Here is a 14,519-nt window from a genome sequence, read left to right as displayed (position 1 = left end):
GGACGACCATGACAACTTCTTCCAGTGGTGGTGCGGACATTCTGTTCGACGTGCGGCGCGTGACGCGGCGCTTCGGCGGCCTCGTCGCCGTCGACGAGGTCAACCTGTCGGTTGCGCGCGGCGAATGCGTGAGCGTGATCGGACCGAACGGCGCGGGTAAATCCACGCTGTTCAATCTGCTGACCGGAATCGATACGCCCGACTCCGGCTCGGTGCGCTTCGGCAGCGAAGACGTGACCGGCATGGCGCCGGAACAGCTCGCCGCGCGCGGCGTCGCCCGGACGTTCCAGCATGGGCGGGTGTTCGGCAACCTGAGCGTGCTGGACAATGTGCTGATCGGCGCGCACGCGCGTCTTGCGATGACGCGGCGCGGCTGGCCCGTTGTTGGAGCGTTCGCCGAAGTGCTGCGTGCGCTGGTCGGGCCCGCGGCGCTGCGCCGCGAGGAAGCCGAATTGCGCGACGAAGTGAAGGCGCTGCTTGCGCGCTTCGGCACACGCCTCGCGCCTCGCATCGACGAGCCGGCGCACAGCCTGTCCTACGCGAACCGCCGGCGTGTCGAGATTGCGCGCGCGCTGGCGCTGCGTCCGCGCATTCTCTTGCTCGACGAGCCGACTGCCGGCATGAACGAGTCCGAGACCGCGGAAATGCTCGAACTGATTCTCGAACTGAAACGCGACGGACTCACGATCCTGCTGATCGAACACAAGCTCGACCTGGTGATGCGTCTCTCCGACCGCGTGTTCGTACTCGACGACGGCCGCAAGATCGCGTCCGGTCTGCCGGACGAGGTGCGCAACGATCCCGCGGTGATCGAAGCCTACCTTGGGCATCGTCAAGTTGGCGTGCAGGCCGGCCGCAACGAAACGGCCGCCGCATGACGAGCTCCAGCCTGCATCTCGTGTCATCGAATGATTTACCCACAACTGAACAAGCCATGACAGAGCCGTTGCTGACACTCGACCAGATCGACACGTTCTATGGGCAGATTCAGGTGCACTTCGGCCTGAATCTCAGCATTGGGCGCGGCGAGATCGTGAGCCTGCTGGGGGGCAACGCAAGCGGCAAATCGACGGCGATGAAAGTGATCCTCGGCCTGCACAAACCGCGAAACGGTACGATCAACTTCGACGGCAAGCCGTTGAACGGCCTGCCAACCTCGCAGATCGTGCGGCGCGGGATCGCTTCCGTGCCGGAAGCGCGCCGCCTGTTCGGCGACATGACAGTGCGCGAGAACCTGCTGATGGGCGCCTTCACGCGCAACGACCGCGCCGGTATCGCCGCGGACTATGAACGCATGCTCGACCTGTTCCCCCGCGTGAAAGAGCGCCTGACGCAACGCGCCGGCACGCTCTCGGGCGGTGAGCAGCAGATGCTGGCCATGGCGCGCGCACTGATGAGCCGCCCGGCGCTCGTCTGCATGGACGAGCCGACCATGGGGCTGTCGCCGCTCTATGTCGACAAGGTGCTGGAGCTGATCCAGACCATCAACCGGCAGGGCATTACGTTCTTCATGGTCGAACAGAATGCGAGCCTTGCCTTGCAGATCGCGCATCGCGGCTATGTGTTGCAGACCGGCCGAGTGGTGTTGTCCGGCACCGCAAGCGAACTGCTCGGTGATCAGCGGATTCGCGATGCTTATCTTGGCGGGTCGCTTGCGGCGGAAACGGCATCGTGAACGGGAGGCTATAGCGTTCGCGGCACGGCGCGGGTCGTTGCCGTAGCGTCCGTTGTCCTTTGCGGCGCGACGGTGGCCGGTGGGCGCGATGAACATAGCGGGCGGCCGGAGCGGCAGGCCGTCGGCGATCAGTCGGCGGTCAGTTGACGGCCGACTCTCCGACATTCGGGGATCAGGAACCCGCCACGAGTTCGAGGGTGGCACCGTGTGTGAGTTCGCGCGCGAATTCACGCGGCGAGCCACCTGCATGCGTTTCCAATGCAACGGCGAAGACGCCTTCGCCGCGTGTGGCCAGATAATCCCGAATGTCGGATGCCAGACCTTCAACGGGTTCGTGACGCGGGCGTGACGGGCTGACGAGCGTCAACGTCGTCGTGCCGAGCGGCAGGATCGCGAACCGGATACCGTACCCTGGCAAAGGCGCGCGCTGCACGCTGAATTCACCGAGCAGCGCACGATACCGCGCGAGGCTGGCATCCAGATCGTGCACGGCAAGCGTGATGTTCGCCACGCCGCGCGCGCCGTTGGGGTGATGGCGCACGTCACCTTCGGCGACGCGTAAGCGGCGCGGTGTCAAATCCCCGCACAGAAAGGGCAGGTCGGCGCTGCGCGGCTTGCCGATCTGCCATTCGAGCCGCTCGCCGTCAGGGCGCACGCGTCCGCCGGCAATCGGGCCGTCGTAGAGCAGGCCGCGCCCGTGAGCGGCATCGATCGTTGCCGCGACCGACTGCGGCAGGAGCGCGAAATCGACGAAGCCGTCGCCGACCCGATTACCGGCGTCCCACCAGCGATGTTCCGGTGCGTCCCGCAGAAAGGCGATCAGTTCGAAATAGCTGCCGTCCGCGAAACCGATCAGCGCGTTGTGAGTGGCGCCGTCGGCGTGCGTGCCGCCGCGCTGCACCGTAAAGCCGAGTGCGCTGAAATGAGCGATGGTCTGTTCGAGATCCTGCACGCGGATCACGACGTGGTCGAGTGAAAGGGACATGCCGGCTTGACTCCTCAGGAGGGTGACCGATGAGTATGCGAAGCCGTGGGCAAAAACACTAGCAACGGATTGTCGATTGCATAGTGCGGTGCGTGGATAGTCGCGCCAAGCATTGCCGAGCCACTTTATCCGCGCGCACCGGGCGACTGAACCGATTTTTTCTCGCAACCTTATTCCGTCATCCGCACGCCCGGCGTCATTTGCGTTTGATACGTTCCACGAAAACCAATCCACAAAACCTTGTTTGCGCTTCGTTTTGCTGGCCGTTAGATTCGTTCGTATGGCAACGAATCGACGGAGGCCGTATGGCCACGCTTTCAGCGACATTTTTCCAGGTCGGACTTCGACATCCCATTCGCGCCCTGAAAAAGCAGTTCGCAAGGCGCGCGCCGATTACGTTTGATCAATCGGCCGGCGAAAGGCCTGTTCCCAATGACGGTGCCCAATCGCAGGAGCGGCTCGAACGCATCGCCACCTACGCACGCTCCGGGTACTTCCATATGGAATACACCGCCGGCATGTTCGTCGTGCCGCTGGAAATACCGCCGGATTGAGGCGACTGCGGACAGCAGGCCGGCGCGGAGCATCGGCAATCCCGAGCGGGAGCGACCAAACCGATGCTTCTTTAGAAATCACAATTAATTGGTTCGGCTTCGGCCTTCGATCTTTCATAGTGTCTCCTGATGGCTATAGACGGTTGCTTTCACCGTTGGCCCTGAACCGGCGCGTAAGCATGCGCGCGATATCGAAGGAGACGTCATGACGCTTGAACTCGTAGAACGACCCACCCACGCGCTGCTCGAAGCCGCTCGATCCCGCGCCGCCGAAGCCGGCCTGTCCTACGCCGGTGGCGTGTCGCCGCAGGATGCATGGGCACTCGTGCAGGCCGGCAACGCTGTCTTGGTGGACGTGCGCACCACCGAAGAACGCAAATTTGTCGGGCTCGTGCCCGACAGTTTGCATGTCGCGTGGGCGACCGGTACGAGTCTGACGCGCAATCCGCGTTTTGTGCGTGAGCTGGAAGCGAAGACGGGCAAAGATGCCGTCGTGCTGCTGCTGTGCCGTAGCGGCAACCGTTCCGCGCTGGCCGCGGAAGCCGCCGCGAAGGCCGGCTTCACGCAGGTTTTCAATGTACTGGAAGGTTTTGAGGGAGAGCTGGACGACGCGCAACGGCGCGGCGCCAGCAATGGATGGCGTTTTCACGGGCTGCCGTGGATTCAGGACTGAAAAGCCTGATCGCTCACGCTGCACTTTAGGGGAGTCACCACTGTGGCTGTGTTTGATGTCGATGAGATTGTCGAGGCGCTTCAGACAGTCCGCCAGCAATGGCGCGAAGTGCAGAAACGCTCGCTCGAACCGGGCGGGCGCGAATTGCCGGGGCGCGAAGCGCTCGCGGAGATCATCGATACGCTCAAGGGCGTGCTGTTTCCGATGCGCCTGGGTCCGCTCGATCTGCGTCAGGAAAGCGAAAACTTCTATGTCGGGCACGCGCTCGATGCCGCGCTGCATGCGCTGTTGAGCCAGGCGCGGCTGGAGCTGCATTACCGCAGCCGGCATCATCCGCCGCCAGCCGCAACGATCGAGGCTCAGGCGGGCATTGCGGTGCGCGCGTTTGCCGCGCGCTTGCCGGCGATTCGCAGCCTGCTCGACAGCGACGTGCTGGCGGCGTTTCACGGGGACCCCGCAGCCGGTAGCGTGGATGAAGTGCTGCTGTGTTACCCCGGCGTGCTCGCGATGATCCATCACCGGCTGGCGCACGAGCTATATGGGCTGGGTTTGCCGCTGCTGGCGCGCATTGTCGCCGAACTCGCGCATGCGCAAACCGGCATCGACATCCATCCTGGTGCCAAGATCGGCGCGGGGTTTTTCATCGATCACGGCACGGGCGTGGTGATTGGCGAGACAGCCGTGATCGGCGAGCGCGTGCGGCTCTATCAGGCCGTCACGCTGGGCGCGAAGCGTTTTCCACGCGATGCGCAAGGGCATCTGGAAAAGGGCCATGCGCGCCATCCGATCGTCGAGGACGACGTGGTGATCTACGCGGGCGCGACCATTCTCGGCCGCGTCACACTGGGCCGGGGTTCGGTGATCGGCGGCAATGTCTGGCTCACGCAGGATGTCGCGCCGGGCTCGCACGTGACGCAGGCCGTGTCGCGCAACGAGGGCACCGCCGCCGCCGCGAATGGCGAGCGCACGCCGCGCGGTCTTGCAGACGCGCTTCCTGTCGCGGCGGGAGCCGCACGATGAGCGGACTCGTCAGGGAGTTCGGCGCCGCGGTGCGGCGTCTGCGTGAGACACGCGGCTGGTCTCAGGAGCAACTCGCCGAATACGCCGGACTCAACCGCTCGTATGTCGGCGAGGTTGAACGCGGCTCGGCCATCGCGTCGATCGTCACGGTCGACAAGCTTGCCCGCGCATTCCAGGTGCCGATCGAGCACCTGCTCACCCTGTCTTCCGAAGCCTCGGGCATTGCCGTGCTCGCGCGCTCTGCGTTCGTCGATCCGCCGTCCGTGAGGTAGATCAACGTTTGCCGTCTATAGCATGTTGAAGCGCAGGGGTGGCCTCCCGATAATCGCCTTCGCTCATAAGCTTTCCCGTTTTTCTTCTATCAATCCCGGAGCTTCAGATGACAGCAACAGTGGGCGGCCTGACGGCGCTCGGCGATAACGCAGCACGGCAACTAGCCAATGCCACCAAAACCGTTCCGCAACTGGCCACGATCACGCCGCGTTGGCTCACCCATCTGCTGCAATGGCTGCCGGTCGAGGCAGGCATTTATCGCCTGAATCAGGTGAAGAATCCCGAAGCCGTGGTGGCCGCCTGCACCGCGCGTGAAGATGAAAGCATCCTGCCGCGCACCTTCGTGCCCTACGAAGAGCAACCGCGCGAGTACTTCCTGAATGCCGTCAGCACGGTCCTCGACGTGCACACGCGGATCTCGGATCTCTACAGCAGCCCGCACGATCAGATCAAGGAACAACTGCGCCTCACGATCGAGACGATCAAGGAATTGCAGGAAAGCCAGCTGATCAACAATCCGGACTACGGCCTGCTCGCCAACGTGGCGGAAGAGCAGCGCGTGTTTCCGCTGACCGGCGCGCCGACGCCCGACGACCTCGACGAACTGCTGACCAAGGTCTGGAAAGAACCGGCGTTCTTCCTGACGCATCCGCTCGCGATCGCCGCGTTCGGCCGCGAATGCACGCGCCGTGGCGTGCCGCCGCCGACGGTCAGCCTGTTCGGCTCGCAGTTCCTGACGTGGCGCGGTATTCCGCTGATTCCGTCGGACAAGGTACCGGTGGCCGACGGCAAGACCAAGATTCTGCTGCTGCGCGTGGGCGACAAGCGCCAGGGCGTGGTCGGTCTGTTCCAGCCGGGCGTGGCCGGCGAGCAGGGGCCGGGTCTGTCGGTGCGCTTCATGGGCATCAACAATCACGCGATCGCGTCGTATCTGATCTCGCTCTATTGCTCGCTCGCCGTGCATTCGCCGGACGCGCTGGCAGTTCTCGATGACGTGGAGATCGGCAAGTACCATGACTACCCAGACACCTACAAGTAAGCCCATGGATAGCGTCCTGCCGCACGATGTGCCGAGCGGTCCGCCCGGGGGCTTGCCTGCGGGTTTGCCTGACCCTGCCACGTTGGCGTCGCTGGCGAATGCGTTCTTTTCGGCGTTGCCGGGCAACCCGCCGCAGTCAGGCGCGACGCCAGGGCTCGCCGGCACGCTGCCGTTCACGGCGCCGGTGACCAGCGAGATCAGCAATCCTGCGCCGGCGGGTTCGCCGCTCGCGGGTCCCGGCGGCACGGGCACCGGCGTGCCGGGTGCAGCGTTGCCGCAGGGGCATGTGCCCGGCGCCAACCTGTTGCCCTCGTCGCCGACGCATGTGCTGTCGATGGGTAATCGCGCGCCCGCATTGGCGCCGCATGCGACGGCGCAGAACGGCTTGCCGGACAGCGTGGTGACCATTGCGCCCGCACTCGATCCGCGCTTTGGCGGCTCCGCGCTGGGTGTGCCGGAGGGACACGGCGCGCAGCGTCCGTCCGCGGGTGGCGCTTCGCCGGTGACACCCGCATCGCCGGTTTCGCCGGCGTCCGCCTCGCCGTTTTATTTTCTCGGCGAATCGGGTCAACCTCGCGCCGCGTCAGCTGCGTCGCCGGATATCGTCGTGCCGGTCTGGAACGAGGTGAGTGCGCAATCGTTCGGTCTGCCCGGTGTCGATGAGCCGCTTGCCGAGCAACGTTTCCCGTATGACCGTCCGGCAGCATCGCATGCCGCGCCATCGTCCACGCCCGCGGAACACACGGGCGGGTCGCACTACTTCCTGAATCTGAACGAGCCGTCGCGCGTTCCAGGGCAGGCAGCCGGCGCGTCGCAAGGTGTGCCGCATGCGGGGCCGTCCGCTCATCCGCCGTTCGACGTGAATGCGATTCGCCGCGATTTCCCGATTCTGCAGGAGCGTGTGAACGGCCGTCAGCTGGTGTGGTTCGACAATGCCGCGACCACGCACAAACCGCAGGCGGTGATCGACCGGCTGGCGTATTTTTATGCGCATGAGAACTCGAACATCCATCGGGCGGCTCATGCGTTGGCCGGCCGCGCCACCGACGCATACGAAGCCGCGCGCAGCAAGGTGCAGCGTTTCATCGGTGCGGCGTCGCCGGAGGAAATCATCTTCGTGCGCGGCACTACCGAGGCGATCAACCTGGTCGCGAAGACGTGGGGCGTGAAGCATGTGGGCGAGGGTGACGAGATCATCGTCTCGCACCTCGAGCATCACGCCAATATCGTGCCTTGGCAGCAGCTTGCCGCGCAAACCGGTGCGAAGCTGCGCGTGATTCCGGTCGACGATAGCGGCCAGGTATTGCTCGACGAATACCGGCGGCTGCTCAATGACCGCACTAAAATCGTCTCCGTCACGCAGGTGTCGAATGCGCTCGGGACGGTGGTGCCGGTCAGGGAGATCGTCGAGCTCGCGCATCGGGCCGGCGCGAAGGCGCTGGTCGATGGGGCGCAGTCGGTGTCGCATATGCGGGTGGATGTGCAGGCGATCGACGCGGACTTCTTCGTGTTCTCGGGTCACAAGGTGTTCGGTCCGACCGGCATCGGCGTGGTCTACGGCAAGCGCGCGATTCTGGAGGACATGCCGCCGTGGCAGGGTGGCGGCAACATGATCGCCGACGTCACGTTCGAGCGCACGGTGTTCCAGCCGCCGCCGAATCGTTTCGAAGCCGGCACGGGCAATATCGCCGATGCAGTGGGTCTGGGCGCGGCGATCGACTACGTTCAACGCGTCGGCATCGAGAATATCGCGCGCTACGAGCACGATCTGCTCGCGTATGCGACGAGCGTGCTGCAACCGGTGCCCGGTGTGCGCTTGATCGGCACTGCGCGCGACAAGGCCAGTGTGTTGTCCTTCGTGCTGAAAGGCTACGAGACCGAGGAAGTCGGGCAGGCGCTCAACGAAGAGGGCATTGCCGTGCGCTCGGGGCATCACTGTGCACAGCCGATCTTGCGACGCTTTGGCGTCGAGGCGACCGTGCGGCCATCTCTCGCGTTCTATAACACCTGCGATGAAGTCGATGCGCTGGTGTCTGTAGTGCGACGGTTGTCTTCGCGACGCTGAATACAGGCGGTGGCCGGCTACGGCTGCCGCCTTTTTACCGAATGAATCCGGTCAGTGGTAACGCTTGCGTTTGCCGCTTTCTCAATCTGCCGCGTGAAGTGCCACTGGCACCACTCCCACTTCTGCGCGACACGCCGTATGACGGCTCGGTTGAGCGTTCAAACGGTCGCTGCCGCTTCCCGTGTTTCGAGGTGGCGGCTCACGGGCCGCTGCAAACCGAAGTGCTCACGCAACGTACGGCCTTCATACTCGGTGCGGAAAATGCCGCGCTGTTGCAATAGCGGCACCACGCCGTCCGCGAAATCCTGCAAGCCGCCCGGCAAAACATCCGGCATCAGGTTGAATCCATCGGCGGCGCCGCCTTTGAACCAGTGTTCGATATCGTCGGCGATCTGTTCCGGTGTGCCGACAATGACACGGTGCCCGCCACCGCCGGCCAGCGCGCGGATCAACTGGCGCGCCGTGTAGCCATTCGCACGAGCTTGCGCGAGCGTGGCATGGAAGAACGTGTGATTGCCGTTGCCGCCACCGGGCAGTGAAAGATCGTCCGGCAGACGCTCGTCGAGTTTCAACCGCTCGACGCTCACACCCAATATGCCCGCCAGACGCGTGAGGCTGTAAGTCCACGGAATCAGATCCACCAGTTCATCGCGACGCCGCAAGGCTTGCGCCTCGGTTGCGCCGATGATGGTGGTGAGGCCGGGCAGCACGCGGATCGCGTCGTTGCCGCGCCCCAATGCCGCGGCGCGCGACTTGAGCTCGCGAGCATAAGAAGCCGCTTCGTCGAACGACTGTGACGCGGAGAAGACCGCTTCCGCATGACGGGACGCAAGCTCGCGTCCATCCACCGAGCCGCCGGCCTGGATCAGCACCGGGTGGCCCTGAGCACTGCGCGGCAGATTGAACGGGCCATCCACGCTGAAATATTTGCCGCGATGGTCGATGCGATGCACCTTCGCCGCGTCGACGAAACGGCCATCTACCTTGTCGCCGATAAAGGCGTCGTCTTCCCAGCTATCCCACAGCGCCTTCACGACCTCCGTGAATTCGGCGGCGCGTTCGTAGCGCTCGGCATGATTGGGCACCGCTTCGCGGCCGAAGTTGCGCGCCGAACCGAGATCGGCGGTCGTCACGATGTTCCAGCCCGCGCGCCCCGCGCTGAGATGATCGAGCGTGGCAAAGCGCCGCGCGATGTTATACGGCTCGTTGTAGCTCGTCGACGCCGTGCCGATCACACCGATATGCGTCGTGGCCGCAGCAATGCCGGCGAGCAGCACGGTCGGCTCCAGCGCCGTGATCGGCCGGAAGTCGATCTGATCGGCGATCGATGCATTGTCGGCAAGAAACACAGCGTCGAACTTGGCCGCCTCGGCGATCTGCGCAACGCGAACATAGTGAGCGATATCGATGAACGCGCGAGGGTCCGCGTCTTCGGTACGCCAGGCGGAAGGCACGAAGCCCGAGTGGAGAATGTTGACGTTCAGATGGAGCTGGCGCGGCGGGTCGTTTCTCATGGGGCTGGTCGAATGCGGGAAGGGCCAGCAACGAAGGAGCAAAGGCATCTGGCCGACTCTTCAATTGTCGATTGGCTGTGCATTCGAGACCACTAACGATTTCTGGCATCGATATGTCGGCAACGACTAAGGTTCGCCGCCATGCAAGACCAGCATGATGCCGCGCAGCGTTCGGGCCGCCACCGTGATTTGCGATGTGCCGCTCGCTTCATAACCATATCGGAACTCGGTCTTTCCAAATTCGTGCCAACACTGCCATGCTTTGACTCAGGCCGTGCGCGGTGTCAGCGCGCGGCGTCTATTTCATAACCGCAGTGACCCACCTTTATCGAGTATGGATCCGTTGATCGAGAGTCTGATGCTGAAAATGAGGCACAGCCGCGTCTATACGGCTGTGACTTTCGCCCGTTTGTTCGGCGTATCGGAGAAAGCGGTCGAAGCCGCGCTCGCCACGCTGATCGCCAGCGGCAAGGTGCGCACGTGCATCAACGCGCGGCGCGATGTCGGCTACTGTTTGTCGGGCGCGACGCCGGTCTGCGCGTCGCCGCTTGAGCCCGATGTAACCACTGTCGCCACGCCGCCTTTGACCCGCCGCGTGGACGGCGCGCTGGCGGGCTACGACAGGCAACTCGATGCGCACCGCTCGCTCGCCATGCTCGTGCGCCGCTGAGTCGTCCGACTTATCTGTTCACGACACCTGTTCGCGATCTCGGCCATAGACGCCAGGGGTTATCAGCAACGCTGCTTAGCACCTGAAAATTGCTTGGTTTGTGCCGTCCGCGAGCGTTGTTAGAGTCCACTTCTCACGCTAAGGGCACGCGCCGTTCGACCTCGCGCGCGGCCCATTAAAACAACAGGAAACCACCGTTATGAATCTCAGAGTGCTTGGCGCAGTGATCGCCGGAAGTCTGCTTGTCATGTCCGCTGCCGCGCATGCGGATCGTCTCGACGACATCAAGAAAGCGGGCGTATTGCGCGTGGCCGCTTTCGATAGCAATCCGCCGTTCGGTTTCGTCGATCCAAAGAGCAATCAGATCGTCGGGCTCGACGTCGACTATGCGCGAGCGCTCGCCACGCGCCTCGGCGTCAAGCTCGAGATCCAGCCGACCAATCCGGCCAACCGCATTGCTTTCCTGAAGTCGGGCAAGGTGGATCTGGTGTTTGCGAACTTTACGATTACCGACGATCGCAAGAAGGAGGTGGATTTCAGCACCCCCTATTTTGCGTCCGGCACGCAATTCATTGCGAAGAAGGGCACGCTTACCTCGCCGCAACAATTGAACGGTTTGCGGATCGGCGCGGACAAAGGCACGACCAATGAGCAGCAGGTGCGTGCGCAATTCCCGAGCGCCACGATCATTGCTTATGACGACACGCCGTTCGCCTTCGCCGCGCTGCGCACGGGCAACGTGCAGGCAATCACGCAAGACGGACCGAAGCTCGTCGCGTTGCTCGCGAAGGTGCCGGACAAGGCGAACTACGAGATCCCGCCGTTCACGATCTCCAACGACTACGAAGGCGTGGGCGTGCCGAAGGGCGAGACGCGCCTGCTGAATGTCGTCAACGACACGCTGAAGGATCTCGAAGCCAAGGGCACGGCCGGCACGATCTACGACACCTGGTTCGGCCCGAAGAGCGCCGCGCCGTTGCCGCGCCTGTTCAGGATCGGCGATCCGCAGAAGAGCTGACGCGCCTCGCTTCACAGCCGCCTCCACATGGCCCGGTCACCGCCCGAAACGCGTGACCGGGCCTTCTTGCTGATACCGGACCGCGTTTTTCCCGCATGCATTTCTTGAATTTCTGGCTGGACCCGCGCTATCTCGGCTGGCTCGCCCACGGTTTTCTCATCACGCTGATCCTGTCGGCGTGCGTGAGCGTGTGCGCGACGCTGCTCGGATTCGGGCTGGCAATGGCCCATATCGCGCAACATCGCACGGTCGCTGCTGCGGCAAAAGGCTATGTACTCGTGTTTCGCAACTCTCCTCTGCTGGTGCAATTGCTGTTCTGGTACTTCGGCGCGGCGACGCTGCTGCCTCAAGCCTGGATGACGTGGCTCAACACGCCGCATGTGTTGAGCGCCGGGCCCTTTGCCGTGCACTGGCCGAGCTTCGAACTGTTCGCCGGCTGGCTGGGCCTGACCTGCTACAGCACAGCCTTTATCGCGGAGGAGTTTCGCGCCGGCATCCGCGGCGTGGGCATCGCGCAATACCAGGCGGGCGCCGCATTGGGCATGACGCGTTATGCGACCTTGCGGCACGTCGTTCTTCCGCAAGCGGTGCGTATCGCCACGCCGCCGCTCGCGGGGCAATACATGAATATCGTGAAGAACTCGTCGCTGACCATGGCGATCGGCGTGGCCGAACTGTCTTATATGTCGCGTCAGGTGGACACGGAGAGCTTCCGCACCTTCCAGGCCTTCGGGACTGCAACCGTGCTGTATATCGGCACCATCGCGTTGATCGAAACGGCCTTGGTGATCTGGCAACACACTGGCGTACGTGCGTTGCAGCGAGGGCGGGCATGACGGCGCTCGAGTGGCTGCCGACGCTGCGTTATCTGCTGCTCGGCGCGTTCCCCAATGGGCCACTGGGCGGCGCCGCGCTGACGGTCGTGCTCTCGGTGGTGTCGGCGTTGCTGTCCGCGGCGGTGGGACTGGCGGGCGGCGTGGCGCTCTCGCTGACACGCGGCGGTGTGCATCTGCTGCTGGTCGCAATCGTCGCGTTCTTCAGGGCGATTCCGGTATTGATGCTGATCTTCTGGACTTTCTTCCTGATGCCGATCCTGCTGCATATCGACGTGCCGGGACTGGTCGCGGTGGTGTGCGCGCTGTCGCTGATCAGCGGCGCGTATCTGTCGCATGCCGTGCATGCGGGCATCGTGTCGGTCGGTGTGGGTCAGCAACAGGCGGCGCTGTCGCTCGGGCTCACGCGCTGGCAGGCGTTGCGTCACGTGGTGCTGCCGCAGGCGGTGCGCATCATGATGCCGTCGTTCGTCAATCAGTGGGTGTCGCTGGTCAAGGACACCTCGCTGGCGTATATCGTCGGCGTGCCGGAATTCACGTTCCTTGCCAATCAGGTCAACAGCCGCCTGATGATTTACCCCGCACAGATTTTCGTGTTCGTCGGCATCGTTTATCTGCTGCTGTGCTCCGCGTTGCAATGGATCGCTCACCGCATCCTGCTGCACACACCGTCCGCTCACGCCACTACGCGATCGAATGAGGAACCTGTTACATCATTGCCGCTCGGTGGACTACGCGAATGAAGAAACCGCAAGGCAGCCGGGCAGGCCGTCACCGCAAATCGGAACGCGTGATAAGCAATTGCCAATTCGATAGTAGGCGTGACGCGCAGGTACTGGTCCAATAGACGATTAGCCCTTCCGTGGCGAGTCGGACCCGTACTGCTGCCAATGGCAACAGGCCGAAACGCCGCAAGCGGACGGGTCTCAACTGTCTGTATGAGCCATCATGTCCAGTCCCACATCCAGCCCTGTCGCGTCGCGACTGCCGGCGCGTCCCGATCCGGCGCGCGTCACGCGGATCGCTGACGACGCACAGGCGCTCGCCGCATCCCGCACCCTCGCCGACGTTTTCGCGTCGGGCGCCGCCGAACGTGACCGCAATCGCGTGCTGCCATGGGCCGAACTGGATCTATGGTCGCAAAGCGGTCTCGGCGCCATCACCGTGCCGCGCGAATATGGCGGTGCGGATGTGTCGTTCGCGACGCTGGCCGAAGTCTTCGTGAACCTCTGCGCGGCCGATCCCGCGTTAGGGCAGATTCCGCAGAACCAGTTCGGCGTGCTGGGCGTGCTGCGCGAAGTCGGCAGCCCGGCGCAGAAAGAGCGTCTGTACGGCGAAGTGCTGGCCGGCCGGCGGCTTGGTAATGCCGGCCCGGAACGTCGCTCGGCGGCGGCCGCGACGGTCCTGCAGGGTTCGACGCGCCTGCGCGCGACGCCCGACGGCTTGCGCCTCGACGGCAAGCGTTTCTATTCGACCGGCGCGTTGTTCGCGCACCGCGTCCCGACGCGCGCGACCGACGACGAAGGACGCGCCGTGCAGGTCTGGGTGCCGCGCGATGCGCCGGGCCTGACGGTGGTGGACGACTGGAGCGCCATCGGCCAGCGCACAACGGCGAGCGGCACCGTCACCTTCGACGCGGTGCCCGTCGATCCGCAGGACGTCTTGCCGATCTGGCAACTGGCCGACCGCCCGGGTCTGTCCGGCCCGACGTCGCAACTGATTCAGGCGGCGATCGACCAGGGTATCGCACAGGCCGCCGTTGCCGACGCGCTCGCCTTCGTGCGCGAACGCGCGCGGCCGTGGGTCGATTCCGGCCTCGAGCACGCAACCGACGACCCGTACATCATCGCCGATGTCGGCCGTCTGGAGATCGACCTGCATGCCGCGCATGAAGTGCTGGTGGAAACCGGCCGCACGCTCGACGCGATCGCGACCCGGCCGATCGATGCCGAAGCCAGCGCGCGCGCCTCCGTCGCCGTTGCCGAGGCCAAGGTGTTGACCACACGCATCGCGCTGGAGGCTAGTGAAAAGCTGTTCGAACTGGCCGGCTCCGCGTCGACCCGTGCGCTACACAACCTCGACCGGCATTGGCGCAATGCCCGCACTCATACGCTGCATGACCCGGTGCGCTGGAAGCTGCATCTGCTCGGCAACTATCACCTGAATCAGGTGCTTCCCGCGCGGCATTCGTGGAATTGAA

The 14,519-nt window shown here is 64.1% G+C and carries 15 protein-coding genes; 13 read left to right on the top strand and 2 right to left on the bottom strand.

What is annotated here, in order from left to right; translation table 11 throughout:
* Window positions 1-8: 8 nt before the first annotated feature.
* Window positions 9-878 carry an ABC transporter ATP-binding protein gene (locus BLW71_RS21840; protein WP_091801368.1) on the top strand — a complete coding sequence of 290 codons (870 nt, stop codon included), beginning with the start codon at window positions 9-11 and terminating at the stop codon, window positions 876-878.
* Between the two features lie 56 nt (window positions 879-934).
* Complete coding sequence (locus tag BLW71_RS21835; RefSeq protein ID WP_286162072.1) at window positions 935-1,675, top strand: ABC transporter ATP-binding protein; 741 nt, start codon at window positions 935-937, stop codon at window positions 1,673-1,675.
* 172 nt (window positions 1,676-1,847) lie between these two features.
* On the opposite strand, the gene BLW71_RS21830 is transcribed toward BLW71_RS21835, so the two are convergent.
* A complete protein-coding gene (locus tag BLW71_RS21830; RefSeq protein WP_091801362.1) occupies window positions 1,848-2,660 on the bottom strand; it encodes a VOC family protein in 813 nt (270 codons plus the stop codon).
* 305 nt (window positions 2,661-2,965) lie between these two features.
* Between BLW71_RS21830 and BLW71_RS21825 the strand changes: the two genes are divergently transcribed.
* The 6 genes from BLW71_RS21825 (at window position 2,966) to BLW71_RS21800 (ending at window position 8,284) form a co-directional block, all read left to right on the top strand.
* Window positions 2,966-3,214 carry a hypothetical protein gene (locus BLW71_RS21825; RefSeq protein WP_091801359.1) on the top strand — a complete coding sequence of 83 codons (249 nt, stop codon included), beginning with the start codon at window positions 2,966-2,968 and terminating at the stop codon, window positions 3,212-3,214.
* 205 nt (window positions 3,215-3,419) lie between these two features.
* On the top strand, window positions 3,420-3,887 hold the full coding sequence (locus BLW71_RS21820) for a rhodanese-like domain-containing protein (RefSeq protein WP_091801356.1): 468 nt from the start codon (window positions 3,420-3,422) through the stop codon (window positions 3,885-3,887).
* 42 nt (window positions 3,888-3,929) lie between these two features.
* Window positions 3,930-4,907, top strand: coding sequence for a serine O-acetyltransferase EpsC (gene epsC, locus BLW71_RS21815; RefSeq protein ID WP_091801353.1), 978 nt, complete (start codon window positions 3,930-3,932; stop codon window positions 4,905-4,907).
* The gene (locus tag BLW71_RS21810; RefSeq protein WP_091801351.1) at window positions 4,904-5,179 is read left to right on the top strand and encodes a helix-turn-helix domain-containing protein; all 276 of its coding nucleotides are present in this window, start codon (window positions 4,904-4,906) and stop codon (window positions 5,177-5,179) included. The genes epsC and BLW71_RS21810 overlap by 4 nt, the downstream gene beginning before the upstream one ends.
* 107 nt (window positions 5,180-5,286) lie before the next feature.
* Window positions 5,287-6,219, top strand: coding sequence for a family 2A encapsulin nanocompartment shell protein (locus BLW71_RS21805; protein ID WP_091801348.1), 933 nt, complete (start codon window positions 5,287-5,289; stop codon window positions 6,217-6,219).
* A complete protein-coding gene (locus tag BLW71_RS21800; protein ID WP_502686833.1) occupies window positions 6,194-8,284 on the top strand; it encodes a family 2A encapsulin nanocompartment cargo protein cysteine desulfurase in 2,091 nt (696 codons plus the stop codon). Before BLW71_RS21805 ends, BLW71_RS21800 begins: the two co-directional genes overlap by 26 nt.
* Before the next feature lie 158 nt (window positions 8,285-8,442).
* Here the strand turns inward: BLW71_RS21800 and BLW71_RS21795 are convergent, their stop codons facing one another.
* Window positions 8,443-9,798: an LLM class flavin-dependent oxidoreductase gene (locus tag BLW71_RS21795; RefSeq protein WP_091801342.1), complete on the bottom strand. Its 1,356-nt coding sequence runs from the start codon at window positions 9,796-9,798 to the stop codon at window positions 8,443-8,445.
* Between the two features lie 358 nt (window positions 9,799-10,156).
* Here BLW71_RS21795 and BLW71_RS21790 point away from each other — a divergent pair, with 358 nt between their 5' ends.
* The 5 genes from BLW71_RS21790 to BLW71_RS21770 all read left to right on the top strand — a co-directional run bounded on the left by BLW71_RS21790 (window position 10,157) and on the right by BLW71_RS21770 (window position 14,518).
* A complete protein-coding gene (locus BLW71_RS21790) occupies window positions 10,157-10,468 on the top strand; it encodes a hypothetical protein (RefSeq protein WP_286162071.1) in 312 nt (103 codons plus the stop codon).
* A 199-nt stretch (window positions 10,469-10,667) separates the two neighbouring features.
* Entirely contained in the window at window positions 10,668-11,486 is an 819-nt protein-coding gene (locus BLW71_RS21785; RefSeq protein ID WP_091801336.1) for an ABC transporter substrate-binding protein, read from the top strand.
* A 95-nt stretch (window positions 11,487-11,581) separates the two neighbouring features.
* Entirely contained in the window at window positions 11,582-12,322 is a 741-nt protein-coding gene (locus BLW71_RS21780; protein ID WP_091801333.1) for an amino acid ABC transporter permease, read from the top strand.
* Window positions 12,319-13,062 carry an amino acid ABC transporter permease gene (locus BLW71_RS21775; RefSeq protein ID WP_091801330.1) on the top strand — a complete coding sequence of 248 codons (744 nt, stop codon included), beginning with the start codon at window positions 12,319-12,321 and terminating at the stop codon, window positions 13,060-13,062. Before BLW71_RS21780 ends, BLW71_RS21775 begins: the two co-directional genes overlap by 4 nt.
* 205 nt (window positions 13,063-13,267) lie before the next feature.
* Complete coding sequence (locus BLW71_RS21770; RefSeq protein ID WP_091801327.1) at window positions 13,268-14,518, top strand: SfnB family sulfur acquisition oxidoreductase; 1,251 nt, start codon at window positions 13,268-13,270, stop codon at window positions 14,516-14,518.
* The last annotated feature ends 1 nt before the right edge of the window (window position 14,519 follow it).

This window comes from Burkholderia sp. WP9, assembly GCF_900104795.1.
GTDB lineage: Bacteria > Pseudomonadota > Gammaproteobacteria > Burkholderiales > Burkholderiaceae > Paraburkholderia.
The sequence above is the reverse complement of the archived record's forward strand: the minus strand, read 5'-3'. Positions and strand labels throughout refer to the sequence as shown.

Bases quoted from the DNA above. Each gene is read 5' to 3' on its own strand.
- BLW71_RS21840 (WP_091801368.1), top strand. From the start codon at position 9: ATGACAACTTCTTCCAGTGGTGGTGCGGACATTCTGTTCGACGTGCGG.
- BLW71_RS21835 (WP_286162072.1), top strand. From the start codon at position 935: ATGACAGAGCCGTTGCTGACACTCGACCAGATCGACACGTTCTATGGG.
- BLW71_RS21830 (WP_091801362.1), bottom strand. From the start codon at position 2,660: ATGTCCCTTTCACTCGACCACGTCGTGATCCGCGTGCAGGATCTCGAA.
- BLW71_RS21825 (WP_091801359.1), top strand. From the start codon at position 2,966: ATGGCCACGCTTTCAGCGACATTTTTCCAGGTCGGACTTCGACATCCC.
- BLW71_RS21820 (WP_091801356.1), top strand. From the start codon at position 3,420: ATGACGCTTGAACTCGTAGAACGACCCACCCACGCGCTGCTCGAAGCC.
- BLW71_RS21810 (WP_091801351.1), top strand. From the start codon at position 4,904: ATGAGCGGACTCGTCAGGGAGTTCGGCGCCGCGGTGCGGCGTCTGCGT.
- BLW71_RS21805 (WP_091801348.1), top strand. From the start codon at position 5,287: ATGACAGCAACAGTGGGCGGCCTGACGGCGCTCGGCGATAACGCAGCA.
- BLW71_RS21800 (WP_502686833.1), top strand. From the start codon at position 6,194: ATGACTACCCAGACACCTACAAGTAAGCCCATGGATAGCGTCCTGCCG.
- BLW71_RS21795 (WP_091801342.1), bottom strand. From the start codon at position 9,798: ATGAGAAACGACCCGCCGCGCCAGCTCCATCTGAACGTCAACATTCTC.
- BLW71_RS21790 (WP_286162071.1), top strand. From the start codon at position 10,157: ATGCTGAAAATGAGGCACAGCCGCGTCTATACGGCTGTGACTTTCGCC.
- BLW71_RS21785 (WP_091801336.1), top strand. From the start codon at position 10,668: ATGAATCTCAGAGTGCTTGGCGCAGTGATCGCCGGAAGTCTGCTTGTC.
- BLW71_RS21780 (WP_091801333.1), top strand. From the start codon at position 11,582: ATGCATTTCTTGAATTTCTGGCTGGACCCGCGCTATCTCGGCTGGCTC.
- BLW71_RS21775 (WP_091801330.1), top strand. From the start codon at position 12,319: ATGACGGCGCTCGAGTGGCTGCCGACGCTGCGTTATCTGCTGCTCGGC.
- BLW71_RS21770 (WP_091801327.1), top strand. From the start codon at position 13,268: ATGTCCAGTCCCACATCCAGCCCTGTCGCGTCGCGACTGCCGGCGCGT.